The organism is uncultured Oscillibacter sp. (assembly GCF_900544955.1).
In the GTDB taxonomy this organism is placed as follows: Bacteria; Bacillota; Clostridia; order Oscillospirales; family Oscillospiraceae; genus Oscillibacter.
Map to the genome: position 1 here is coordinate 109,140 of NZ_UQXD01000001.1, position 25,253 is coordinate 134,392.

General features: G+C 51.4%; 23 protein-coding genes and 1 pseudogene. 4 read left to right on the forward strand and 20 right to left on the reverse strand.

Features of this window, described 5'->3' with window-relative positions; genetic code table 11:
- Positions 1 to 21 precede the first annotated feature (21 nt).
- The 13 genes from QZS21_RS00570 to QZS21_RS00630 are packed head-to-tail and all read right to left on the reverse strand — an operon-like array spanning position 22 to position 14,757.
- Positions 22 to 2,979 carry a rhamnan synthesis F family protein gene (locus QZS21_RS00570; protein WP_295578950.1) on the reverse strand — a complete coding sequence of 986 codons (2,958 nt, stop codon included), beginning with the start codon at positions 2,977 to 2,979 and terminating at the stop codon, positions 22 to 24.
- A 16-nt stretch (positions 2,980 to 2,995) separates the two neighbouring features.
- A complete protein-coding gene (locus QZS21_RS00575; RefSeq protein WP_295578952.1) occupies positions 2,996 to 3,826 on the reverse strand; it encodes an NAD(P)-dependent oxidoreductase in 831 nt (276 codons plus the stop codon).
- Between the two features lie 3 nt (positions 3,827 to 3,829).
- The gene (locus QZS21_RS00580; protein ID WP_295578955.1) at positions 3,830 to 5,062 is read right to left on the reverse strand and encodes a glycosyltransferase family 4 protein; all 1,233 of its coding nucleotides are present in this window, start codon (positions 5,060 to 5,062) and stop codon (positions 3,830 to 3,832) included.
- Positions 5,059 to 6,342 carry a hypothetical protein gene (locus tag QZS21_RS00585; protein ID WP_295578957.1) on the reverse strand — a complete coding sequence of 428 codons (1,284 nt, stop codon included), beginning with the start codon at positions 6,340 to 6,342 and terminating at the stop codon, positions 5,059 to 5,061. Before QZS21_RS00585 ends, QZS21_RS00580 begins: the two co-directional genes overlap by 4 nt.
- A gap of 20 nt (positions 6,343 to 6,362) precedes the next feature.
- On the reverse strand, positions 6,363 to 7,382 hold the full coding sequence (gene rfbB / locus QZS21_RS00590; protein ID WP_295578959.1) for a dTDP-glucose 4,6-dehydratase: 1,020 nt from the start codon (positions 7,380 to 7,382) through the stop codon (positions 6,363 to 6,365).
- A gap of 11 nt (positions 7,383 to 7,393) precedes the next feature.
- Complete coding sequence (gene rfbC / locus QZS21_RS00595) at positions 7,394 to 7,951, reverse strand: dTDP-4-dehydrorhamnose 3,5-epimerase (RefSeq protein ID WP_295578961.1); 558 nt, start codon at positions 7,949 to 7,951, stop codon at positions 7,394 to 7,396.
- 1 nt (position 7,952) lies between these two features.
- Positions 7,953 to 8,837: a glucose-1-phosphate thymidylyltransferase RfbA gene (rfbA, locus tag QZS21_RS00600; RefSeq protein WP_295578963.1), complete on the reverse strand. Its 885-nt coding sequence runs from the start codon at positions 8,835 to 8,837 to the stop codon at positions 7,953 to 7,955.
- Positions 8,834 to 9,865: an acyltransferase family protein gene (locus tag QZS21_RS00605; RefSeq protein WP_295578966.1), complete on the reverse strand. Its 1,032-nt coding sequence runs from the start codon at positions 9,863 to 9,865 to the stop codon at positions 8,834 to 8,836. Before QZS21_RS00605 ends, rfbA begins: the two co-directional genes overlap by 4 nt.
- Before the next feature lie 6 nt (positions 9,866 to 9,871).
- Positions 9,872 to 10,459: an SIS domain-containing protein gene (locus tag QZS21_RS00610; protein WP_295578969.1), complete on the reverse strand. Its 588-nt coding sequence runs from the start codon at positions 10,457 to 10,459 to the stop codon at positions 9,872 to 9,874.
- Entirely contained in the window at positions 10,443 to 11,777 is a 1,335-nt protein-coding gene (locus QZS21_RS00615) for an HAD-IIIA family hydrolase (RefSeq protein WP_295578971.1), read from the reverse strand. The genes QZS21_RS00610 and QZS21_RS00615 overlap by 17 nt, the downstream gene beginning before the upstream one ends.
- Positions 11,777 to 12,712, reverse strand: a complete 936-nt coding sequence (locus tag QZS21_RS00620; protein ID WP_295578973.1) for an NAD-dependent epimerase/dehydratase family protein — start codon at positions 12,710 to 12,712, stop codon at positions 11,777 to 11,779. The genes QZS21_RS00615 and QZS21_RS00620 overlap by 1 nt, the downstream gene beginning before the upstream one ends.
- Before the next feature lie 11 nt (positions 12,713 to 12,723).
- Positions 12,724 to 13,716, reverse strand: a complete 993-nt coding sequence (locus QZS21_RS00625; RefSeq protein ID WP_295578975.1) for a GHMP kinase — start codon at positions 13,714 to 13,716, stop codon at positions 12,724 to 12,726.
- A gap of 15 nt (positions 13,717 to 13,731) precedes the next feature.
- Positions 13,732 to 14,757 (reverse strand): glycosyltransferase, encoded by a 1,026-nt coding sequence (locus QZS21_RS00630; RefSeq protein WP_308588630.1) that lies wholly within the window; start codon positions 14,755 to 14,757, stop codon positions 13,732 to 13,734.
- A 1,028-nt stretch (positions 14,758 to 15,785) separates the two neighbouring features.
- On the opposite strand from QZS21_RS00630, the pseudogene QZS21_RS00635 reads away from it, so the two are divergent.
- Positions 15,786 to 16,745: pseudogene (locus QZS21_RS00635) on the forward strand (IS256 family transposase); the annotation flags it as partial.
- 840 nt (positions 16,746 to 17,585) lie between these two features.
- Here QZS21_RS00635 and QZS21_RS11630 read toward each other — a convergent pair.
- The 5 genes from QZS21_RS11630 to QZS21_RS00655 all read right to left on the reverse strand — a co-directional run bounded on the left by QZS21_RS11630 (position 17,586) and on the right by QZS21_RS00655 (position 19,228).
- The gene (locus QZS21_RS11630) at positions 17,586 to 17,879 is read right to left on the reverse strand and encodes a replication initiator protein A (RefSeq protein ID WP_366557562.1); all 294 of its coding nucleotides are present in this window, start codon (positions 17,877 to 17,879) and stop codon (positions 17,586 to 17,588) included.
- Positions 17,880 to 18,055: 176 nt separating this feature from the next.
- Positions 18,056 to 18,334, reverse strand: coding sequence for a DUF6809 family protein (locus tag QZS21_RS00640; RefSeq protein ID WP_295578977.1), 279 nt, complete (start codon positions 18,332 to 18,334; stop codon positions 18,056 to 18,058).
- A 61-nt stretch (positions 18,335 to 18,395) separates the two neighbouring features.
- The gene (locus QZS21_RS00645) at positions 18,396 to 18,611 is read right to left on the reverse strand and encodes a hypothetical protein (RefSeq protein WP_295578979.1); all 216 of its coding nucleotides are present in this window, start codon (positions 18,609 to 18,611) and stop codon (positions 18,396 to 18,398) included.
- Between the two features lie 51 nt (positions 18,612 to 18,662).
- The gene (locus QZS21_RS00650; protein WP_295578981.1) at positions 18,663 to 19,064 is read right to left on the reverse strand and encodes a ParB N-terminal domain-containing protein; all 402 of its coding nucleotides are present in this window, start codon (positions 19,062 to 19,064) and stop codon (positions 18,663 to 18,665) included.
- Entirely contained in the window at positions 19,028 to 19,228 is a 201-nt protein-coding gene (locus QZS21_RS00655; protein ID WP_295578983.1) for a hypothetical protein, read from the reverse strand. The genes QZS21_RS00650 and QZS21_RS00655 overlap by 37 nt, the downstream gene beginning before the upstream one ends.
- Before the next feature lie 177 nt (positions 19,229 to 19,405).
- Between QZS21_RS00655 and QZS21_RS00660 the strand changes: the two genes are divergently transcribed.
- A complete protein-coding gene (locus tag QZS21_RS00660; RefSeq protein WP_295578985.1) occupies positions 19,406 to 19,840 on the forward strand; it encodes a manganese catalase family protein in 435 nt (144 codons plus the stop codon).
- A gap of 45 nt (positions 19,841 to 19,885) precedes the next feature.
- Here QZS21_RS00660 and QZS21_RS00665 read toward each other — a convergent pair whose 3' ends face one another.
- Positions 19,886 to 21,277, reverse strand: coding sequence for a sodium:alanine symporter family protein (locus QZS21_RS00665; protein WP_295578987.1), 1,392 nt, complete (start codon positions 21,275 to 21,277; stop codon positions 19,886 to 19,888).
- 551 nt (positions 21,278 to 21,828) lie between these two features.
- Here QZS21_RS00665 and QZS21_RS00670 point away from each other — a divergent pair.
- Both QZS21_RS00670 and QZS21_RS00675 read left to right on the forward strand, forming a co-directional pair.
- On the forward strand, positions 21,829 to 22,662 hold the full coding sequence (locus tag QZS21_RS00670) for an AraC family transcriptional regulator (protein ID WP_295578989.1): 834 nt from the start codon (positions 21,829 to 21,831) through the stop codon (positions 22,660 to 22,662).
- Positions 22,663 to 22,746: 84 nt separating this feature from the next.
- Complete coding sequence (locus tag QZS21_RS00675) at positions 22,747 to 23,154, forward strand: VOC family protein (protein ID WP_295578991.1); 408 nt, start codon at positions 22,747 to 22,749, stop codon at positions 23,152 to 23,154.
- Between the two features lie 120 nt (positions 23,155 to 23,274).
- Here QZS21_RS00675 and ligA read toward each other — a convergent pair whose 3' ends face one another.
- Positions 23,275 to 25,251: an NAD-dependent DNA ligase LigA gene (gene ligA, locus QZS21_RS00680; protein ID WP_295578993.1), complete on the reverse strand. Its 1,977-nt coding sequence runs from the start codon at positions 25,249 to 25,251 to the stop codon at positions 23,275 to 23,277.
- Between the last annotated feature and the right edge of the window lie 2 nt (positions 25,252 to 25,253).

Sequence of the window (25,253 nt, forward strand, 5' to 3'; positions counted from 1 at the left end):
TCTCCTTAAAAAAACAGGGTATCAGATTTGCGGAAAATCAGGTGTCATATTCCCAGTAGAAACTTTATTCTTGATAAAGCCTTCCACAATATGTCCCATTTCTTCCTCTGTGGGGAAAGTTTCCGTTACCCATGCTTTGCCAGCCAGCGCTTTCTTTTTCAGTAGCTCGCTGTCATCTATAATACCCAGAATTTGATCTGCCATAACATCCGGTTGGGTATCAAACAAAAAGACATTGCCCTCATCATTACCGTATTTCATAATGGCCTGCTCCATCTCCACATCGACCACAGGACAGCCGCAGAGCATCATCTCATAGGGTACCAGGCTGGGGTTGGTCGTGGAGAAGACCACGCCCAGATCCGCATTTCGATACAGATCCGCCAAGTCCTCAATGGTGGGGAGCACGCCTTTCATTGTCACATCGCAAGGGATCCAACTAATCTGATTGGAGCCGTAAAGGATAATTTCAATGTCCGGGCGGCGTTCCTTGACGATGGCCAACGCACGAATACCCAACTCATAGCAGCGGCGGGGCATTTCAGGTTTAGCAAAGAAAATAATATTTTGATTGGTTTTGGTTCGCGGCTTGCTGGTGTTGTAGATTTTATGATCCACAGGAAAGGTAAAATAGGCCGCCTCGGCATGATACTTTGCCTCTAAAAACTCCTTGCACCACCGGCCGGAGCAAATATGGGAAAATCCCATTTTATAAGAGTTTTCTGCCATCAATGCACTGGAACTCATGGGATAGAAGGCAGCTTCATAGTCCTGCACCAAATAGAACGGGAAAAGAACCTTGCTCAGGTTTTTCTTCAGCTCATAGGCCAGCTCCCACCAGCATGCAATACACACATCACAGTTTCCAATTTCTCCTTCATAAGAAAGAAACCGAATGTTTTCCTGCATGGGATAGAACCACTCGCTGATACGCTGCTTGGTCACTGGACCCAACTCATCCTGACAATCCGCATGATAGACGTCCACTTGATGGCCGTACTCCGCCAGAAATCGAACGGCACGATAGATATTGCGGTGGCCGCCACCGCCCTTAATGGGCTTCGGCACCAAAAACGCAATATGTAAATGATTGGCATCCACCGTTTCACTGCGCTGGGCAGAAAAGACCTCGGAATTCCACTGCTCATTCAGTGCAACCAATTGGGAAGACTGCTGTTGGACAGTCGTTGCCTCTTTTGTGGCTGCTTTGACAGAGGCGATGTGCTCCGCCGGCTGCGCCGCAATCTCCGCCTCGGGATGAATCCCACGCAGACGATGATAAATTGGCTTTAAAAACGCTTTCAGCCGTGGGAAGCGATTGAGAATGCGGCGTGGAAAAGATTTTTTGTCTTCTGTCAACGCTTCACACCCCTGCATATGAAAGATTTGATCCAATCGTTGTATCTCCCTCTGGTCATCGATATTCCATGTAGATGTGAGCTGGCACTGAGATATCTGGTGCTCAGTAAAACAGCCTGCTGTGCGCAAAACCTCAACGGCAAAAAGCTTTATCAGTTCCGGGCCAAAGCCCTGCGATTCCAAATGTGCCGTATGCGCCCACAAATGAGGGAGCATACATCCTCTGATCCAACAAAAATCAGTGTTGTAATAGGCAGGAAGTTCGAGATGATCAGATGGACCGCGCACCCCTTCGTCCTGGCAAAATTCCTGAAATTGGGTGAAAAAATAGTGCCAGGCATAGACCAAGTGAATATCTGTCCGCTGGACACCACAAACCAGCATCCCCAATTGCGGCTGTTTTGAAAACGTCTGGAAAGCACCATTCACATATGCGGAATTTTCCAGCATATTGTCAAAGTCCTCTATGCGATACAGGCGAAAGGCATCGGACAAATCACCGGGCAAATGACTGGTTTCAACATAGCCCACTATATCGTAATCGGTCAGCGCCTCGTGCTGCTGCCAAATGGCAGGGAGGGACGTTTGCTTGGAGAGTAAGGTGGGATTCTCTGACCCAAATACACGCAGGACCTCTTTCCTGTCTCGCTCCTGTCCGCAGCGGAAAAAGAGCGCAACCTGAGGCAGCATCAGATAGGGACGCAGTGCGCTCAGATTATCGGTCTCCACCACATCCACTACCAAGGCGACCTTCTGATGATGGGAAGCTGGGGCGCCTGCATTGACAGCATACAAGCTCAGGGTTTTCATCAGTGTGCGCATACTCTGCGTGCGAAGCATATTCTGCCAGATCAGCCCCACGTCATAGTTGGTTTCCTGCTGCAGGTACTCCATCAGCTGCGGCATTTTCCCGTACAGGTAGGACTGGTACAGCCAATTATCCTCCAAAAAGAAACTTTTCCGCTTTATAATGGGGCAGCGTTTGTTTTTTACGCAATAAAGGGGATAGACCAAAAGCGGGTTGGCAATATTACCTTCAAATTCCCTAATATCCGTATAGACGTCCCAGCGGTAACCCAATTTTTCAAAGTGCTTGGTAAAAACGAACTCGTGCTGATACAAGGCGTCTTCAAAGGTGCGGATTTGAGGGCAGTTGTTCCAGTATACCTCAAATTCCTTGCTTTGTAGCATCTTTCCTCTGACCGCGATAAAATGGGATTGAATGTGAGGTGGGATGTCCTGCCCGTTTCCTAATGATTTGGTAATTCCCCAGAAGTCCAGATTCCGTTGTTCCATCTCCCCGAACAGTTCGGACAGGGGAAATATCGGGCCAAAATTGGTATGATTGAGCAAAACAATCTCATCATAGGTGCGAATGGCATCGTATCCCAGATGCTCCATGCCCTCTTTATACGCCCATACGTCAAAACCAATATTTTCACGAATCAGAATCTCTGTTACATAGGGGGTTACTTTCTCTCGCCCCGCCTCAGTCAGTTTGCCGTTCACCACAAAAAGAGTCTCGATCTGCACTTCTTGCAGCCCTCTTAGAAAATAGGGAACGTAGTCGTCCACAATCCCCTCGCCGTCATAGAAAAAATAAATTGCCAGCCGTTTCATCGTCTATCTCTGTCCTTTACATCATCATAATTTTATGGATTTTGGTGGCGTCTCCCCAAATGACCGGAGAATCATAGGCGCGATCCGGGAATTTCCCATATTCCGGACGAATGGAATAGTGATGCTCTTCCAAAAATGCGGCGACCTGATCTTTCAATGCCACAGGCTTTCCGCTGCATACATTGATGATACCGGTAACTTCATTCTGCAGCGCGGCCTGCGCAATTTGCTTTCCCAGCTGCTCCACAGAGATAAAATCATATTGGTTGGTTCCGGAGGTAAAGGGAAATGTGGCTTTGCCCTCTTTTTCCCACTGCATAATCTTTGTGAAAATGGATTGATTTTTCTCGTCATCCCCTAAAATATAATAGGCACGCAACCACTTCGCCTGAAAGTAATATTGGTGTTCCAGAAGAAAAAACGCCTCGCGCAGCGCATTCTTGGCTACGCCGTACAAAGAATGGGGATGGCAAGGGGTGTTCTCGTCCACACACCCCTCATAATAGCCAATCTCATGCATGGTTCCCATGGCGGTGATGTTGGAACAACCCATTTTGGCAAACTCCTCAAGGAGATGGTAATGCACAGGCAGATTGTCCAGATGCGAGGACTCGTTGTGGCGAAAGCCGTCCTGCCAGGCAAGATGAATGACGGCATCCGGCGTTCCCAGTGAGGCCAATTCTTCCGGAGTGCTGTGCAGAAGATCTATGGTTTTCCATTCTAATCCGTTTGGAAGGACGGGCGGCGTATGTCTGCCAATCCCAATGACGGCATGCCCCTGCGCTAACAGCGCCTTGGTCACCCAAGGGCCTACATATCCATTTGCTCCGGTTACGACGATTCGCATGTTTCAGCGCTCCTCCCGTAATTCGTTCCTCTGCAGTTTCTGATGCAGCACAATTAACCTTTGTCCCACTGTCTCCAGATAATGGCTTGGGACAAAATCCTCGTAGGCTTTTTGCCCTGTTTTTTGGCGCAAAGCACCGTCAACTACAAGCTGTTCCAAAATTTCTCCCCACTCTTGGCTTGTAGAGGCGATAAACCCGTTGACCCCATGGTGAATCAATTCCCGATAGGACTGAATGGGAGAGGCAACGGTGACCACTTCCACCAGCGCCGCTTCGGTGATTTTTGTCTCCCCTTTTCCCTGATTAAAGGAATCCAGTGTCAAGGGAGCTAAATTGATGTCCATTTCAGCAGTAAGCGCCAATAAGTCCAGCGGCGGCATATAGTCTTTGCGAACAATTTGCTTGGAATACGGCTCTAATTCTCTGGGCAGCGTCAACGGCCCCACCACAATCAAGCGTACTTCGGGATGCCGCGAGAGGATCCGCTCCAGAGCGGGAGAGACCTCACGAAAATCCGCGTCGTGGGAATTACTTCCGCTGAGATAGGAAATACAAACCGTCTCCCTGTGGCGGGGCAGTTTCCTTTTTTCCCTCAGACTTTGCGCGGCCTCATATTGCACGTTACTAATGGTGATGGGAATGACATCGCATTTTTTTCCAAACGCCTTGCGGTACATTTCTGCCAAATAGGACGTGGAAACCGTCATTGCATCACACCATTGTATGGTTGTAGCAACCATTTTCCGTTCTTCATCGGTGCATCGTTCCAGCAAATTATCGTCTACATCATAGATAATGGGAATCGCTCTTTCTTTATAAGAAGCCAGCAGCGCCTTCATTTGTGGCTCCACCCCATTATTGGCGCGAAAGACCACCAGCAAATCGTAAAACGGGGCAGCCAGCAATTCTTTCAAGGTTCCATAGGAATAAATATCTGCCAAAATGCCCTGCCTTGTGAGAAAATCCACCTGGTCATACACGCGATAGCGTTCTGACCGACCGCCATCGGGGCAGCCGTTAAAATACGCCACCTGATACCGGGGCGCCTGTTGGGGGCAATCATACAGCGGGCTGCGAATCAGAATGCGGCTTTGCCTGCGGACAAATTTTTTCTTTACCGTATTGTACACTCCGCCGCAGGGAAACAGAGTGCTGAACCACTTCGCGGGGAGAACGGTCTGCAGGCAGACATCTACTCCTCGCAGAAGCGCCTTCAGTGCCTCCTGTGCCTTCATTGTTTTGCCTGCCCCTTTATATTTCTGAGGATTAGTTCCTCGACTCGGCGTGCCATCTCCTCTTCGCTGGGGAATTCATCTGCAACCCACGCTTTGCCCCGGGCAGCGCAGTCCCTTAATTCTTGCGGCGTGTCAAAAAGCGCTGCCATTTGCTTTCCCATCTGCTCGGGAATGGGCGAGAGCAGAAATACATTTTCTCTGGAATTGCCATACTTTGCTTCGGCAAACTCCAAATCTAAATCAACCACCGGACAGTCGCAGGAGAGCATCTCATAAGGCACCAAACTGGGGTTGGTGGTGGAAAAAACCATACCCAGATCTGCATTTCGGTATAAATCCGCCAAATCATCTAAGGTAGGGAGCAGTTTTTTCACCGTAGCAGGAAAAGGCAGGTTCTTCCCCTCTATCCGTTCGGAACCAAAGAGAATGATTTCGACCTCGGGTCTAAGAGTATGAAATTCCTTAAGCGCCTGAATGCCCAGCGCGTAGCACCGTCTGGGCATATCCGGCTTTGCGAAAAAAACCACATTGGAGTTTTTCTTCGTGCGTGGCACCTTGGTGTGGTAAATGGAACGATCCACAGGAAATTGAAAATGCGCGGCGTTGCCGTGGTATTTCTCCCGAATGAGGGTGGACATCCACGGACCGGAGCAAATGCAGGGATAGCCCATTCGGTAGGTGTTTTCCGCCAAAATATAGTCGGTGGACATGGGGTAGAAATACGCTTCAAAGTCCTGAGTGAAATAGAAGGGATACCGCACCTTTTCCCGGTTTTCCTCAATGAGGTATACGGTTTCCCACCAAGTGGCCACGACCACATCGTGATAACCCAGCTCTCCCTCGTAGCAGAGGAAGGGGATGTCACCCATGTCGTAAAACCACGCACTCACCTGCTGTTTCACCTTTGCAGCAGGCCGCTGCGTCTGCATATAATAAACGGTGAGGTGATGACCAAAGGCACGAAGCTGGCTGACTGCACGGTAGATGTTCCGATGTCCGCCGCTGCCCCGAATTGGCTCGGGAACCAGAAACGCAATGTCTAAATGGCAAAGGTCGGCTTCCCTGCTCGGTTTTCGATTCATCACAGAAGCATAACTTTCTGCCACTTGAATGGCGGCATGATTTGCTCTAACTTGACGAACAAAATCCTCCATATCCCCCAGACTCTCTCGGGGGCCTTCGATCTTCTTCCAAACGGCGCATAGTCCGTCCATCAATCCGGGAGCATATTTTCTAAGCTGAAGATAACTATTCTTTGCCACCTGTCTTGCTTTCCCCATGGTCTTCTCCGCCTCCTTCCTCAGCGGTTGGAGTACATTCTTTCGTAATAATTCTGATATTCGCCGGACAAAATGGTTTCCCACCACTCCCGATGAGTCAAATACCATTGGATGGTCTTTTCAATCCCCTGTGTGAACATGGTCTCCGGCTTCCAGCCCAGCTCTTTCTCGAGCTTGGAAGCGTCAATGGCATAGCGCAGATCATGTCCCTTGCGGTCGCCCACATAGGTGATGAGGCTTTCCGGTTTGTCCAAGGCATGGCAGATCAGGCGGACAATTTCAATGTTACTCATTTCATTGTGCCCACCCACATTATACACTTCGCCCTCTCTGCCCTTGCGGACGATTAGGTCAATTGCGCGGCAATGATCCTCCACATAGAGCCAGTCCCGCACATTCAGGCCGTTTCCATATACGGGAAGCGGCTTATCGTTGAGCGCGTTGGCAATCATCAGCGGGATCAGTTTTTCGGGGAAATGATAGGGCCCATAGTTATTGGAACAGCGGGAAATGCTGACAGGCATTCCGTAGGTGCGGTGATAGGCAAGCACCAGTAAATCTGCAGACGCCTTAGAACTGCTGTACGGACTGCTGGTGTGGATAGGGGTTTCCTCTGTAAACAGCAAATCCGGACGGTCTAAGGGCAAATCCCCGTAAACTTCATCGGTGGAAACCTGATGAAAGCGTTGAACGTGGTGCTTGCGGCTGGCATTGAGCAGGTTCGCAGTGCCCATAATATTGGTCTGCAGAAAGACGGTGGGCGCTTCAATGGAGCGATCCACATGACTTTCCGCGGCAAAATTGATGACCACATCAGGAGATTCCTCTGCAAAAAGCGCGTCAATCCCGGCTTCATCGCAAATATCCATCTTCACAAAGCGGAAATTGTCTTGCTTCATGACAGGCACCAGAGTGCTTAAGTTTCCGGCGTAGGTGAGTTTGTCCACGCAGACCACTCTGTCCTCCGGGTGCGCGGCCTGCATATAAAAAATGAAGTTAGAGCCAATAAAGCCGGCGCCGCCTGTTACCAATACTGTCATTGCTTTTCTCCTTAAAATGAAATCTTTGCCTGGCTGAAGGTGGGATTCCGCTGATCTTTTTCACTCAAGATCAGCGCACCTACCTCAGGCCAGCAAACTCCAATCTCTTCATCGCGATAGAAGATCCCGCTCTCATCCTCGGGATGATAGAACGCATCACATTTATAGGCAAATTCCGCATAGTCGCTGACTACCAAAAATCCGTGGGCAAACCCACGGGGAATCATCAGCTGTTTTTTATTTTCTCCCGAGAGAAGTGCACCGACCCATTTTCCATAGGTGCTACTGCCCTTTCGCAGGTCCACAGCCACATCAAAAACCTCTCCGCTGAGAACGCGAACCAGCTTTGCCTGCGGATATGTTTTTTGAAAATGCAGTCCCCGCAAAACGCCCTTGCGAGAACTGGACTGATTGTCCTGCACGAACTGGTACTGCAAGCCCGCTTTTTCAAAGGCCTCCTGCTGATAAGTCTCCATAAAATAACCCCGGGAATCGCCGAAACATTTCGGCTCAATCATCCAGAGATCTTGAATCTCTGTTTGGGTAAATGTAAAGTTTCCAACTGTCATATCAGTAAATGATCTTCCCTTCTGCTACATTTTTCAGATGCTGTCCGTAAGGGGACTTTCCATATCGCTGTGCAGAAAGCAACAGGGTATCTCGGTCGATCCAGCCTTTGGTGTATGCGATTTCCTCCAGCGCGGAAATTTGGCTGCTCTGTCTTGTCTCAATGGTGCGGACAAAGTCAGAAGCCTCTACCAGAGAGTCCATGGTGCCGGTATCCAGCCACGCATAGCCTCTTCCCAGAAGCGTTACATCCAACAATTCCTGCTTTAAGTACAAATCATTTACAGATGTAATTTCCAGTTCTCCGCGGGCGGAGGGTTTGACTTGCTTTGCCACGGCGCTAATGCCCCTTGGGTAGAAATAGAGACCGGTAATGCAGTAATTGCTTTTCGGGTGTTCAGGTTTCTCCTCCACAGAGAGAACCTTTCCGTTTTTGTCAAATTCTACAATACCAAAGCGCTGTGGGTCATTGACGTAATAGCCGAAAATAGTGGCACGCCCGGCCTCGGCACGTTCCTTGGCAGAGTTCAGCGCTTTGCCTAGTCCGTTGCCATAAAAGATATTGTCCCCTAAAATCATTGCGGCGCAATCATCGCCGATAAACTCCTCGCCCAAAACAAATGCCTGCGCCAGTCCGTCGGGCGAGGGCTGCACCTGATAGCTCAGATGAATGCCGTACTGGTCCCCCTCCCCCAGTAAACGCTGGAAATTAGGCAAATCCTGAGGTGTGGAGATGATCAGGATATCCTGAATGCCTGCCATCATCAGCGTGGATAGCGGATAATAAATCATAGGTTTATCATATACCGGCAACAGCTGCTTGCTGGTTACCATCGTCAACGGATAGAGCCGCGTTCCCGCTCCCCCTGCTAAAATAATCCCTTTCATTTGATCTCCTTATCCATTCTTTGCTCAACTTGCTGTTTTCCCAACATACTGGGAAAGAACTTGTTTATTGCTTCTATAAATGGAATGCAGATTAAAAGACTCAGGATCACATTGATGCTCCTGATTCCGTACCCACAATAAAACTGCCCGCTAATTCCCCAAATAAGAATTCCAACAATCCAGTCTCTTATAGGAGTATGCAGTATTAGAATTAACAAGGAATTGTTACCTAAATACTCTAATGGCCTTTTTAAAATTGCAGCAAATATTTTAGAGAACAAGATATACTGTGAAAAGGCAACTAATAAAACTGTTCCACTCATTGCACAGACAGTCTCTATTAAATATTTTAGCAAATAAGGAATTTGCACATTTGTATATAAAATGAACTGCGACAGAAAAACTATGAATGAAAGTAAAATGCAATATTTATGTTTGCATAGGTCAATATATTTTTTTGAAAAGTGACCAAGTGAAAAAAACAGCAGATAATATAAGGATGAATCCAATGTCCATGGCAAGATCGGCTGCGTGATTGTACGATAGCCCAGAAGAGAACAACCTAAAAATATTACGAAACTCAATTTTTGTGGAATATATTTTTGAATCCAATAAAATTCTATCAATACTAAAAATAAACATGGGATAAACCACATTGGAACATTAAATGGGACCTCCATCATCTGGTATCGATTTGCAAAAAGCAGACATTTTAATGCATTGATGCTACTTTCTCTAAATGTACAATAGACCATCATCGTTATAAATCCAAACAAGAAATACGGATGAAGAAGGCGTTTAGCTTTATCCTTAATAATTTCGATGCCCGATTTGTATTTTTCAGGTCTGAATACAATGCCGGACAAGAAAAAAAAAGCAGGCACGTGAAAACTATATATTACCTTAAAGCCTAACATGCTATTTTCTAAATTATGACCAATAACGACCAGTAGAATTGCCAATCCCCGCGCAATATCAATGTATTCAATTCGGGAAGTCCGTGGTGTCCCTTGTATACTTTCTCCCATCTTTTCTTATCTCTTTAGGTGGTCAATTCCGCAGAGACTTTTGTAGAAAATGCTCATCATCAAATGATCAAAAACCATATGCACATCCTCGGTTATCTGCATGCTTTGGATAGGAACATGGAGGGATACATCCGACAGCTCCCTCAGTTTGCCGCCGCCAAAACCGGTCAACCCAATGATTTGGTTGCCCTGCGCCTTGGCATACTCCACCGCCCGCAGAACATTGGCCGAGTTGCCGCTTCCGGAAATTGCCAAAATTACATCGCCGGGCTTGAGATGCCCTTGCAGCTGGAAACGAAAGACCTCTTCAAAGCCGATATCGTTGGCCACGGCCATCAGGGTAGCAATATTATCGTTCAAGCAGCAAAAGTTGAACTTTTTTTCCGTATGTTCGGAGACGCCTTTGTTGAAGTCATTTTGAAAATGGGAGGCAGTTGCAGAGCTTCCGCCGTTTCCAAAGCAATAGACGGTGTTCCCCTGTTCCATGGTGGTATGCAACAGATTTAAAGCCTCGTTAATGGCATTGACATCCAGCTTGCGCAGCGTTTCTGCTTCTAATTCCAAATACTGTTGGATTTCAGACTGATAATTCACTCGTTTCCCCTCTTTCTGTTTTTGCAAGAATGGCCTCCACAGCCTCTTTCAGATTCGAAGCGCAAAGTGTAGAACTTCGTTCGTATTTTCCGTCATTGCCTGCGTCTCCGGTCAAAACCAGTGCCGTATGCACGCCGGCATTTTTCCCGGTCTGAAGATCCACCGTGGAGTCGCCCACCATCCAGGATTGGGAAAGGTCAATGTGGAATTGCGCTTTTGCCTGTTCAATCATGCCAATATCAGGCTTTCGGCAGTGGCATGAAATTTTATAGGCGGGATTTTCCTCGGGATAGCCCTTGTCTGGATGATGCGGGCAGAAGAAAATGCCGTCCAGATAAACCCCTTCCTGCCCCAGCAGCGTTTCCAGCTTTTGATGGATCTTTTCCACGTCCTCCACACTGCAAAGTCCCCGGGCCACAACCGGCTGGTTGGTAATTAAAATTGCAAGATAACCCGATTGATTGATGGCGCGGATGGCATCAACCGCCCCGTCTTCCAGTTCAAACTGCTCCGGCTGATAGACAAGTCCGTTCTTTCGATTGACCGTCCCGTCCCGATCGAGGAAAATGGCCTTTTGCGGTTTTGTCAAGCAGCGCTGTGCGGCAAAACCGCAGCTCAGTTCCTCCTCTGCTCGTGCAATTCGCTCCGGCGTCCCAACATCCTTGATATACTCCGAGGTCGGATAGCCATAGACTGCACCGCCCTGTGCAATCAGGGGCGACAACACCTCTTTTTCCAAGTCCGTTTTCTGGTGAGGTGGAATGCTTTCGCACAGGCTCCGATTCAGGAGATACAGCCCGGCATTGACACAGTTGCGGTACCAATCGTTTCGCACATTGTGCTTGGAGTCAAAAGCTGTAATGCGGCCATCTCGTTCACAGACCACCAGATCGGAATCATAGGGATGTCCGTTTGGGTGCACAGCCAATGTGGCAATGGACTGATGCTCTTGATGGAAGGCTTTCATTCGCTGTAAATCCATCTGAAACAGGACGTCGCCGAAAATCAAGAAGAAGTCTTCGCCCGTCAGTAAGGGGGGCAACAGAGACAGTGCCCCCGCCGTGCCCAAAGGCTCCTGCTCCTCTACATAGGAAATCTTCACGCCAAAGGCGGCGCCATCTTGAAAATATTCCTTAATTTTATGACCAAGGTGCCCCACCACAAGAATGATGGAATCCATGCCATGCTCTTTCAGTTGCTCAATTTGCCAATGCAAGATCGGCTTCCCGTTGACGGGAGCCATCGGCTTTGGAATTTCATCCTTTGTGAGGGCAAGAAGTCTGGTTCCCTTGCCCCCTGCCATAATCACGGCCTGCATTACAGCACCGCCTCGACCGTTTTTGCCACAGCTTCATCGCTGGTCATGCTTGCTTTCCAGCCTGTTGCATGAATTTTGTCCAAATTGTAGTGGAACACAGGGACATCGCCCTTCCAGCCGCCACGGCCACCGGTATAACAGAATTTAACCTGCTTCAGACCCATTTTCTCCACCACAATTTCCGCAATCCGCGTGACGCTGCTGGCAGTTTCATCCCCCACGTTGAACAGGGTAATTCCCTCGGGCAGCGCATCCTTGAATCGCATAATGCAGGAAACCAGGTCATTGACATGAAGGTAGGGCTTGCTCTGGGTTCCATCCCCCAGAATTTCTAATTCGTGGGGGTTGTTTTTTAACTTCCTGACAAAATCATAAATGACGCCATGGGTCAATCGCTGGCCGATGACATTGGGGAAACGGAACATCAGCGTATGGAAATTGTTCATGTAAGTAAAGGCACTGATCAGCCCCTCACAGCCCAGCTTGCAACCGCCGTAATAGGAGATAGGACGCATGGGAGAATAATTCTCATCCACCTCTGCTCCCAGCGCATCCCCGTAAACAGCGCTGGTAGAACAGAAAAAGAGCTGCTTCACGCCATGTAGCCGCATACACTCCAGCACATTGAAAGTAGTAGTATAGGTGTTGTCGTATTCCACTTTGGGACTTTTGGCGCTGGCCTGAATGTCCGAGTTGGCTGCCATATGGAAGACAAAATCAATCTTTTCCTTGGCAAAAATTTCGTCTATGGCAGAGAAATTCGTCAAATCCTCCTCGTACATATGAAAGTGGGAATTTCCCTTTAGGTGCGCGATATTATCTTTGGTACCAATGAAATAGTTATCAATGCACGCCACATCATGCCCCTCGGCCAACAGGGCGTCCACCAAATTACTGCCAATAAATCCGGCTCCGCCGGCTACCAACACGTTCATGTCCTATCCTCTCAATCCCAGTTTTTTTCGCCTACATAAATCACCTTGGTGCCGCTGCCCTCCATATGGAACGGCAGCTCGACCAAATCGCTAAGTACACTACGAAGCCGCGCCTGTTTTTGCTTAGGGCAGTAAAACAGCAAAAAGCCGCCGCCGCCTGCACCCAATAGCTTTCCACCCAAGGCGCCGCTGTCCATGGCCAGCTGATAATAGTGCTCCACAGTGGGATTGGAAATACCACTGGCCAGCTGACGTTTCAAAAGCCAGTTCTCATTCAGGATTTGTCCAAACCCGTCCAGATCCGCTGTTGCCAGCGATTGACGCATCTCGTAAGCAAGCTCTGTCATTCTGACTAAATTTAGAAATTTTGCATCATCGCTCACGGTATTTGCATTCTGTTCTTTCAGGATCTCGCCGGCAGAATGGGTCAGCCCCGTATAAAACAGCAACAGACTCTCATCCAGCTGGTGAGAGACCTCTGTAGAGATGGTCAAAGGCTCCACCTCAACGCTTCCGTCTGGCTTAAAGCGAATGAATTTTAAGCCGCCGACCGCTGTTCCATATTGATCCTGCTTGCCGATCGGCTCACCCAACTTATCAATTTCCAGTTCGCAAGCCTCCTTGGCTATCCGCTCTTGAGCGCAAAACTTCCCTTGGAACGCATAGAGGGCATGGATCAGCCCCACGGTGTAGGCGCTGGACGTGGAAAGCCCCGTCCCCGAGGGGATATCCGCCGTGCTGACAATTTCCACTCCACTGATTCCATGGTCAAGGAGCAGCTGGCGGGCAATGGGGTGGTGAATCTGACGGACATCCGTGACGATTTCTGTCTTGTTGTATTTCACCACTGTTTCATTGCGGTGAAAGGTGGGGTGGATAACGATGTGCATATATTGATTGATGGAGGTGGATAGGACGCATCCCTCGTGCCGCTGATAAAACGCGGGGAGGTCGCTACCACCACCTGCAAAGCTGATGCGAAAAGGGGTTCTTGTGATAATCATGTCTCTTTCTCCTTGTTATCGAAGCTTTCTCCGCCCTTGTTTTACCGTGTGCAATGCCATGCCGATGCAATGGATTCCCAGTATCGAAATCGCCTTTCGCATCCCATTGATCAGAGGATCCTGACTGTCTGCCATGACAAGGCGATATTGGGAAAAAAGAGCGGCTGCCCGCGGTCGAGCGTCACGCTCCACTTCAAAAATCATCGCAGTATTCAGGAGATACTCATACTGGTATTGGGCAATTACCGCGTTGGCATAGGGAAATTCCGATTGCCGCATTCGCGCAATGCTCTGCTCCAATGCCCAGATGGTGTTCTGCAATCTGGCAAAGGACGGGCGAGCCATCAGAGAATTTTCACGCCCGATCCGATAGTAATAATAGGGACAATGGATAAACATGACAGCAGGATTGCTCAAGAGCACCCGCGTTGTGAATTCGATGTCTTCGCAGAGAAGATTCTCTTTAAAGTACAGCTGGTGTTCCTCAAGAAAAGTCCTTTTGTACAGGCAGCGCCATACATTCCAAAATGCCTGCCTGCGACGCAGCATCGTGGGGAAAAACTCCATTCCCCTTTGCGGCTTTGTCTGCTCCCCAATTTGAAAGACAGGCTCTGCGGTACTGGACGAACACACAAAGCGGAAAAAATCCGTTACAACGACGTCTCCATCCAGCGTCCCATCCCGCAGCTGTTCCAAAAGCACAGAGAACTGCCCACTGTCCACAAAATCGTCACCGTCCACGAAAAGCAGATAGTCGCCCTTTGCCTGCTGCAGTCCGCAGTTTCTGGCGTTGGACAAGCCGGTTCCGTTTTGAAACAGAAGGCTGACGCAGTCATACTGCGTTTGATAGCCAAAACAAATCGGATAACAAGGATCCTGGCTGTTTTTTAAAGAAAGCAAAATTTCGCAATCCTGTAAATTGCAGTTGAGCAGAGACTGAAGACAGGCATCCAGCCATTTTTCTACCCTGTAAATTGAAACTATAACGCTAAGAAGAATGGCTATAACCTCCTTGCAAGATTTAAAAAGTTGAAATTTTATTTATTATAGCACCTGTTTGCATTTTCATCAAGAACTAAGTCTGAGACTGTCTACGAAACTGTGTAAACTGGGAATAATCTCCACGACAAGTAAAAGGAGATTTAGAAGATGAACACAGAACGAGCAAAGGAATTGGTAAGCTTACCATCGGAAGAATGCAGTAGCACGGAGGATATCCAGGCGCTGCTGAACGGCCTATTCAACTGAAGACAGGCATCCAGCCATTTTTCCAACCTGTAAATTGAAACTATTAACGCTAAGAAGAATGGCTATAACTTCCTTGCAAGATTTAGAAAGTTGAATTTTTATTTATTATAGCACCTGTTTGCATTTTCATCAAGAACTAAGTCTGAGAGTCTCTTTTTTAGATTAGATAAGTGTTGATAGAAAAAACTTTGCCGATTTCACCAAAAGCCAGACCCAATAAGCCCAAATAGAAAAAGGATGCTTTGGACTAAATTTTTGAGCATCCTCTTTTAATTTGGTATTGCAATAAAGTGAAATAAATATGTTGCTTTATAATTATTGAAAACAACTGTTTTGGATGATAGAATAAAAATATATAATATTTGGGAAGTATATGAAACTTTACTGGGCTTTTTCGTCTATTATTAATATGCATCTAAAAATTACTAGGATGGCACATAAAATGAAAAATAGCCGATGGATTGTATTATTCCTATCCATAATGTTCATCTTTATTATTGCAGGATGATACTTCCATTGTTAGCGAACAGATGGTATTGAGCAGGTTGATATTAGTTATGCGTACGCAGCTGAAGTAACAGAGTGGAAACTTGAGCAAGACAAAATTGGAGATTTTAAGTCGTGGGTCATGGGCCTTTCTCTGGAGCATAACACTTTTGAAGAAGGTAATTCTCCGGGTGATTGTGAGGGTGGGGCTGCTTACAATTTCAGCATCAACAATGGAAAAACTACGTTTTCCTATGTGATGTCAGGAGAAGTTAAATACATCGTATTTAATGACGAATAGTACGAAGTCTCTAATCCGTCTGACCCGCCAGTAGGGAGCAAATGCTGGAAACAGTCTCAATGGATACGGAAAAAAGACGGTAAAAGCGGAGCTGGGTGAGACGGAAATCTGCGTTCCTCGAGATCGCAACGGCAGCTTTGAGCCACAGGTTCTGGAGAAGCGTCAGACGCGCAGCGACGATCTGGAGCACAGGATCTTGACCATGTACGCCAAGGGCATGAGTAACCGGGATATTGAAGATCATCTGCGGGACATCTACGGTGCAGAGGCCTAGGCCAGTCTCATCAGCCGAATTACTGATAAGATTCTCCCCGCGGTAGCGGAGTGGCAGAGCCGCCCTCTGGATGTGGTGCACCCTATCGTGTTTCTAGACGGCATTGTGTTCAAGGTGCGTAAAGATGCACGGGTCACGAACAAGTGCCTGTACTCGGTTTTGGGCATTAACATGGATGGACGGAAAGAAATTCTGGGGCTGTGGATGTCGGAAAATGAAAGTGTCAGCTTCTGGACGACGGTCTGCAACGAACTGCGCAACCGTGGTGTACAGGATATTTTGATTGCCTGCCGTGACAATTTAGATAATTTAAGAGGTTTTTCTACGACAATCGAGACAGTTTTCCCCAAAACAGAGCAACAGCTTTGCATTATTCACCAAATATGTGCCCTATAAGGATATTAAGGAGGTCATGGCTGACCTGAAGTTGGTCTATGGCGCCCTGACCTTGGAGGAATTTTGGGAGACCTTGGGTAAGAAATATCCCCAAATTCTCAAGTCCTGGAATGCTAACTGGACGGAGCTGTCCACCTATTTTAAGTACCCACAGGAGGTTCAGACGCTGATTTACACCACCAATGCAGTAGAGAGCTTCCACCGAATGCTGCGCAAATATACCAAGACCAAAACCATCTATCCCACTGATGATGCGGTGCGGAAATCGGTGTTTTTGTCCATTCAGGAAATCTCCAAAAATGAAGCATACCCATTCGGGATTAGGGCATGATAATAGGGCAACTAATGACGTTTTTTGATGAGCGGCTGAGTCTTGCAGGGTAAGGTCGCTTGGGAAATAATCCGGAAAAAACAACGTCGATTTCCAGGGGCTCTACCCCTGCACCCCTGGAGTTTATCGCCTTTATTTTCCGGAGCGGCAAAAAAAGATCGGCGGATTCCTAAAAAATCCGCCGCCCCACAAAACCCCGCGTGCCGCTCAGGTCGCACTCCGCATTGCCTTATCCAGCATACAGGTAAAAGTATATTTAGCATTGTCAATAAATTGAAGCATTATTCCATTTACATACTTGTCGGGACACTCTCCTAAGTCTGTAAAAGTCAAGAATTGTTGATTTACATTAGAACTACCAAAAGTCCTCAGACTTCTACACTTTTATGTTATCGTTCCATGATGTAGCCGTTTTAATCTGTACAAAACTATCTGTCTTTACGCTTTTGAACAATTCTAAAATAAAATGGCTTATCTCCCTAATCGCCTCCCAGTCATGAACCTCGCCTTTTATATATGACATCCTCGCAATTTGGTTCAGATTATTCGCCATGCCTGAGAGCAGGTGGATCAGCTCCACCCACTCCTTTGTCGGGGCTTCCCTGACTTCATAGCCCTCGGTACTTTCGTGTTTGGGGTCTTAGGGAACTCCCTAAAAAGCGCGTTTTAGTGACAAAATGCTATGCTTGCAAGAACATTCGGCCGTGCCGAATATTCTCCACCGGGCCGAAGCAAAAATCAATTCCATTTCAGCCTTTTGGACTCATCCAGCGCCTCGCGATGCCACGATTCCAACAGAAGCATTCGCAAATACGCAGCACGCCCTAGCCCCTTCATCGCCTCTGGATCCGGCCTCCCTTGCCCCTATCGCTCGCGCTGGAGCAAACCATAAGCTTCCAACTCCGAGAGCCGTGCCCACAGTGCAAATCCTCCATAATGCTCTCAATGGTATAGTAAATGAAGACCCGATTCTGCCCATCCAGCCAATTGTTTTGAAGGGAAAGTTCCATCCTGTCCAGCATTAAACCGTTAAGTAATTTCGCCTCACACTTTAAGTGTTCAAAATGTTTATCTGTGATTAGGCCTTTGGGAATTCGATAAAAGACAAAGCGCCCATTGTATCGGATATCGCGCTTTCAGCTCCTCGTTGACACCCAAACGCTCCGCCATCTGCCTGACCAATCGATTGATCGCCTCGGTCTCCTCATCCGGGTCCGGCAGCAAATCTGGGTACTAATAATCGCCGATTAGAATGTAGCAAATACCGTTTTGCTCGTAAGAAGATTCCATGATGCGTTCTCCTTTATTCTGATCCACACAGGATATCCAAAATTGCCAGTGCGCCCAAGCGAAAGCCACTGCAAAATCCATCCCGTTTCGAGATTCTGACAATTTCTCCATGGGTACGCAGAAGCATTTCCAGTGTGTCCTTTTCCGACTCATTCTGCAATGCCGCAAATAGAGCTGCCTCAGCTTTACAGAAAGCTTTGCAAGCCTTACCAATGTCAGAATCATGAGGCACATTTTGGTCATTGGGCGTGAGGTTGCCGTAGTATAATTCGCGGATGAATTGATAATTCATAGCCCTTCCCTCCTTTTGCTCTATTGTAAGGGTGGTGACTGTATAGCACCAGTATACGAAATTACCGTCCCTGCTCCCGTTGCTTTTTGCGGTAGCGCTCCTCCAACAGCTTTAAGATCGCCTGCTCCATCTGTTGCGGGGAGTAATTCCTCGGGAAATACTTTTGCAGGCGCTCCGTCTGCAACCGCACCTGTGTTTTCTGGTTTGGCTTCTCCTCAGTCAGGATGGCAAACTGCACCTCCGGTGTTAGCTTGACCATCCGGGAAAGCTGCTTCATGCGGATGGCCTGCGACAGGGACGGTGTGGCATCCTCTTGTTGAATAAGGCTCTAAAGCTCTGCCTGTTCCGCATGTATCAAGTAAGATAACTCTACAGCCGGAGAGAAAGCGATACGGCCATCGTCCACCATCTGTAGCAGGGGTTTGACGAGGTTGGTGAGGCGAATATAATGTTGAATTTGTGACCTGCTTTCATTTGCTTGCTCACCAACCAATTCGACAGATAGCTTCTGCCAGAGTTGGGTAGAAGTCGCCCTCCCCTGATGCTTCAGCGCCTTCAGCTTCATCTTATACGCAAATGCTTTCTCGCTGGGCAGTAGATTCTCCCGCTGCAAATTGCTGTCCACCATCAGCACCACCGCCTCATCATCCGTCATTTCCCGCACCAGCACGGGAACGGTCTCCAATCCCAGTTTCAGCGCCGCCAGACGCCGCCGGTGGCCGCTAACCAACTCGTACCCTCCCCGTTCGGGCGAGCCAGCAGGGGCGACAATACGCCGTAGGAGCGGACGCTCTCCGTCAGTTCCTTGAACGCCCCATCCTCCCGCACTTGAAACGGATGCTGTTCAAAGGGCGTCAGCACACCGGGCGGCAGGTACTGTACAAACTCGTTCACAGCCCCTCACCTCCCATCGGGAGCGCCGCCAGCACATTCACATGATACCGCCTGTCCCAGCCATGGACGCGGTACTCCAAATCCAATCCGCACAGCCATCCCGTCATTTGCACTGTCGCAAAATCAGGGTTTTTAGAACCCCGCACCGCTTGTCCCACAAGACTTTCACGTTCGTGGGTGCATGGAGCTTCCACAACAGGCACTGAGGAACTGGGACACCTGGAGATGGTGGGGACCATCGTCCACCAACTCACCCGGAACCTCACCGAGGACCAGATCAAAACCGCGGGCTTCGACACCTATTTCGTGGACCGTACTGCAGGCGTGTATCCCACCTCCGCCTCCGGCTTCCCCTGGAGCGCCGCCAGTATGGCGGTGAAGGGCGATCTGATCGCCGATCTCACCGAGGACCTGGCGGCCGAGCAGAAGGCCCGGGTCACCTACGACAACATCCTGCGGCTGAGTGACGATCCCGACGTCAACGACGTCATCAAGTTCCTGCGGGCCCGGGAAGTGGTGCACTTCCAGCGCTTCGGCGAAGGTCTGCGGCTGGCCAAGGACAAGATGAACGAGAAAAACGTCTATTTCGTGAACCCCTCCTTCGACAAGTGAGGGCATCAAAAAGGGGGCGCTGCATCGGCAGCGCCCCCTCCCCTTTTAGATCCCTTTTTCCCCAAAGTACCCCCGGACCAGCCGGAACACCACCGGCGAGAGCAGCGCCAGGGAGAGCAGGTTGGGAATGGCCATCAGGCCGTTGCAGGTGTCCGCGATGTTCCACAGCAGCCCCAGGTCCGCCGTGGCGCCCAGGATGGCCACCAGGGCGTACACCGCCAGAAAGGGCTTCTGGCTGCGGCTGCCGCACAAAAACTCCAGGCAGCGGGTGCCGTACAGCCCCCAGCCCAGGATGGTGGAGAAGGCAAAGCAGCACATGGCTACCGCCGTCAGCAGGGACACCCAGCCGCCGTAGGAGGCGGTGAAGCCGCTGATGGTCAGCTCCGCCCCGGCGGCGTCTCCGTACGGAACGGGAACGCCGCTGGCCAGAATCACCAGGGCGGTGAGGGTGCAGATCACGAAGGTGTCTGCAAAAACCTCAAAGATGCCGAAGAGACCCTGGTGCACGGGGTCGTCGATATCGGAGGAGGCGTGGGCGATGGAGGCGGTGCCCAGGCCCGCCTCGTTGGAGAAGATGCCCCGGGAGACGCCCCGCTGCATGGCCACGAACATAGAGCCAATGACGCCGCCGGTGAAGGCCGACGGGGTGAAGGCCCCCTGGACGATGGCGCGGAAGACGCCGGGCACCCGGCCCAGGTTGAGGAGCACCACGCCTAGGGCCAGCACCACATACAAAAGGGCCATGAAGGGCACCAGGCGCTCCGTCACCCGGCCGATTCGCTTCACGCCGCCCAGGAGCACTACGCCGATGGCGGCGGCCAGCACCACGCCGATGGCCAGGTTCACCATGGGGAAGCCCTCCTGGGGGGCGGCGCCGAAGTTGTACAGGGCGGAATTGATGGCGGTGACGATGGTGTTGACCTGGGTGGCGCAGCCGGTGCCGAAGACCGCCAGCACCCCCAGGGCGGAGAAAATCCAGGCCAGGGGCATCCACCGGCGGCCCAGGCCGTTTTTGATGGAGTACATAGGGCCGCCCACCCAGTCCCCCGCCGGGTTCCGCTCCCGGAAGTGGACGGCCAGGGTGACCTCGGAGAACTTGGTGCACATGCCGAAGAAGGCGGAGATCCACATCCAGAACACGGCGCCGGGGCCTCCCACGGCGATGGCCCCCGCCACGCCGGCGATGTTGCCGGTGCCCACGGTGGCGGCCAGGGCGGTGCACACCGCCTGGAAGGGCGTCACCGCCCCCTCTCCCGCCTCGCCGTGGGAGAAGATGCGGCCCACGGTCTGGCGCATGGCGTAGCCGAACTTGCGCAGCTGGAGGAAGCCGGAGCCCAGGGTCAGATACAGCCCCACGCCCAGAATGAGGGCCATGGCGGGCACGCCCCACACCAGGTCGTTGAGGGTTTTGTTCACTTCCGTGATGGTCTGGATCATCGTTGCAGTTCCCCTTTCAAGTAGCGCCTCCGGGGACAAAAAATCCCGTCCCTGACGGCGTGCGTCATAAGGACGAGAGCAGATCTGCTTTCGCGGTACCACCTTAGTTCGCCCTCCCCTCACGGGGACGGCCTCTGCGGGTCCAGGCGGACCCTCCCGCGGTCATGGGCGGGGACCAGCGCAGCCTACTGGGGGTTGGAAACCCCGTTGGGTGCGCGACTCCGGGACGGCGCAGGCACGTCTCCCCCTCCGCGCTTGCACCAGACGGCGGCTCTCTTCGCGGGGACGGCGTGCCGGATTTCCCTTCACAGTCTTTGAAATGATTCAATTGAGCCGCCTGCGGCGGATGCGGCGGACCGTGTGTCCGCCGTTGAAAGACTACCAGACTTTCCTGCTTTTGTCAATCCCCTTTTCCTGAAGCCGCTGCCGGCTCTGCGAAATGCCATGGGATTTCGGCGGGGCCTCTTGTGAGGTTGGGTCCCGTGTGATAGGATGGATGCAAAAAAGGGCGCCTCCGGCGGAGAAGGCGGACCGAATGTGGAGAGTACCTGATGATCGCGAAAAAAGACTTACGGACATTCCGGGATGCCTATCGTATTTTGCTTCGTGAAAGCGATTTTGCCTATATCTTGCCGCATCCGGTGCTGCGGAGGCAAATTTCCAATTATACGGTTACGTTTCCCAACAAAGAGATCATATCGGACAACTATACCGTGATCCCACATGGGAGCGCAACTCTGGTGTACTCTCAGGATGAAAAGGGGGTGCGCGGCAATCTATTCGGCCCAATCACAAAGCCCTGCATGGTCGGTGGTATGGCAAATCAATGCCAAATGCTTTTGATTATCGAGTTTCAGCCGGCGGGTTTGTCTGCATATACAGGCATCAGCCAAAAGAGCTTGGCCAACCAGATCATCCCGTTCGAGCTGATCAATCCGCGTTTGAACCGATTCATTCTAGAGGCACTGGAACGTGCCGCCTCTTTGGATGGATTGATTGCCCTTCTGGACCAGCGATTGTTGGCGGATTTGGCTGTCTCGTCCCCTTCTGAACTCCAAATGGCCACGGCATTGATGATTGAACGCGCGGGAAACATCTCCTGTAAAGAGCTGTCTGCCGCCGTCTACTATAGCCAGCGGCACCTCAACCGCATGTTCGAAAACCATGTGGGCATGAATGCCAAAACGTTCTCCCGCATGGTCCGCATCAACAAGGCAATCCGGCTTATGCAAAATCCGCAGTGCAGCATTACTTACACCTCCCATGAAACAGCTTTTTACGATATATCCCACTTTATCCACGATTTTCAATCTGTCTGCGGCATGACGCCCCAGGAATATCGACGCAATATGTCCGATTTTTACAGTGAGATTGCAAAATTTTAGCGTATAATAAGACCTGCAATCAAGGAAATCTGAAAGGGCAACTGCCATTTTGGAAAAACGAAGGAAAAGAGGACAGTGGGCGGCATGAAGTTTAATGAAACAACGATCCGCATTCTGGTGCGGAAGAACTATGGAGAATGCTTTGATTTTTATACGGAGAAATTGGGACTGGTGGCAGTTTGGGGCGGCCGAAACGGCCCTTACACGTCTTTTGCCGTAAGCAGTGATGCCCCGCCCTGCTTTGCTATTTTTATGGGGGATGCCGTTTCCATGTTTCAAGGGTATACACAGCCCCTTGGCAGCACCCAGCCCGACACGGTTGTTGCAGTCGTTCCCACCCTTGATTTGGATGGCGACTACCGGCGTCTGAAAGACGCGGGCGTCCTGTTTTTGGGCGAGCCCCAACATATTGAGGCGTGGGGGATGCGCTGTACCTATTTCAGAGATCCGGAAGGAAACCTGTTTGAACTGAACGATGCCAGCGGCGTGTAATGGCCGCGCTCACAGGCAAAAGGCGCGTTTGTCGCGTCCCAATCCCCTGGAAGCTCCCTTCCCCGCGGCGGCAAGCGCTATCAAAAACGGACAGCGGTTTTCACCGCTGTCCGCTTTCCGTTATTCCAGCATCCGGGCAAAGTCGTCCTCCGTGAGAATGGGGATTTCCAGCTCCTGGGCCTTTTTCAGCTTGCTGCCGGCGGCCTCCCCCGCCACCACGTAGGTGGTGCGCTTGGAGACGGACCCGGCAGCCTTGCCCCCCCGCTCCTCGATGAGGGCCTGGGCGGCCTTCCGGTCAAAGCGGGTCAGGGTTCCGGTGAGGACAAAGGTCATTCCGGCAAAACGGTCGTCCACCAGCTGGGCGGTGCTCTCCAGATTCACCCCGGCGGCCCGGAGCCGGGCGATCAGGTCCCGAGACTGGGGCTGGGCCAGGTAGTCCACAATGCACTGGGCGGTGACGGCCCCCACGTCGTTGATCTCCGTCAGCTCCTCCACCGTGGCGGCGTCCAGGGCGTCCAGGGTCTTGAAATGGCTGGAGAGGACCTTGGCCGCCTTCTCCCCCACCTGCCGGATACCCAGGCCGTAGAGCAGCCGGGAGAGGTCGTTGCCCTTGGACTTCTCGATGGCCCGGATCAGGTTCTCCGCCGACTTCTCCCCCATCCGGTCCAGCTTGGAAATCTCCTCAGCCCGGAGGCTGTAAAGGTCTGCGGCATTGCGGACCAGGCCATTCTCCACCAGCTGCTGCACCACGGCGGGACCGCAGCCGTCGATGTCCATGGCGTCCCGGCTGGCGAAGTGGGTGAGGTTGCGCAGCAGCTGGGCGGGGCACTCCGCCCCGGTGCACCGCAGGGCGGCGCCGTCCTCGTCCCGGACCACCGGGGCGCCGCACACCGGGCAGGCCTCCGGCAGGGTGTAAGGCGCCGTGCCCTCCGGCCGCCGGTCCCGGACCACCTCCACCACCTCCGGAATGATCTCCCCAGCCTTCTGCACAATCACGGTGTCCCCCACCCGGATGTCCTTTTCCGTGATGAAGTCCTGGTTGTGGAGGGTGGCGCTGGTGACGGTGGTGCCCGCCAGGCGGACGGGGGTCAACACCGCCTTGGGGGTCAGCACGCCGGTGCGGCCCACCTGTACCACGATGTCCAGCACCTGGGAGGGCTTCTTCTCCGGCGGGTACTTGAAGGCCACCGCCCACTTGGGGAACTTGGCGGTGCTGCCCAGGGCGGTGCGGTCTGACAGGGAGTTGACCTTTACAACCGCGCCGTCGATGTCAAAGGGGTAGTCCAGCCGCTCGTCGTTGATCCGGCGAATCTCCTCCCAGAGCGCCTCCGCCCCGGAGAGGGTCTTGTAGGGGATGACCTTGAACCGCTGATCGGCCAGGTACTCCAGCGTCTCGGCGTGGGTGCGAAAATCCCGGCCCTCCGCCAGCTGCAGGTTAAAAATCTGGATGTCCAGCCGCCGCTCCGCGCAGATTTTGGGGTCCAGCTGCCGCAGGCTGCCTGCGGCGGCATTCCGGGGATTTGCCATCAGGGGCTTGCCCTGTACCTCCCGCTGGGCGTTCAGCTCCTCGAACACGGACCGGGCCATGTAGACCTCCCCCCGGACGATCAGCCGGGACAGCTTCTCCGGCAGGGTCATGGGGATGGAGCGGACGGTCTTCAGATTCTCCGTCACGTCCTCCCCCACCCGGCCGTCTCCCCGGGTGGCGCCCCGGACGAAGGCGCCGTCCCGGTATTCCAGCGCCACGGACAATCCGTCCACCTTGGGCTCCACGGAATACGCCGCCTCCGCTCCCAGGGCCTCCTCCATCCGCTGGCAGAACTCCACCGTCTCCTCTTGGCTGAACACGTCCTGCAAGCTCTCCAGCGGCACCTCATGGGTGTAAGGCGAAAATCCTTGCAAGGTCTTGCCGCCGATGCGCTGGGTGGGGGAATCCGGGGTGATCTCCTCCGGATGGGCCGCCTCCAGCTCCTCCAGCTCCCGGTTCAGCATGTCGTATTCGTAATCGCTCATGGTGGGGTCATCCAGCACGTAGTAGCGGTAGCCGTTTTCGTTCAGCACGTCCCGCAGCTCCTGGATTCTCTTGCGGTAATCCATTG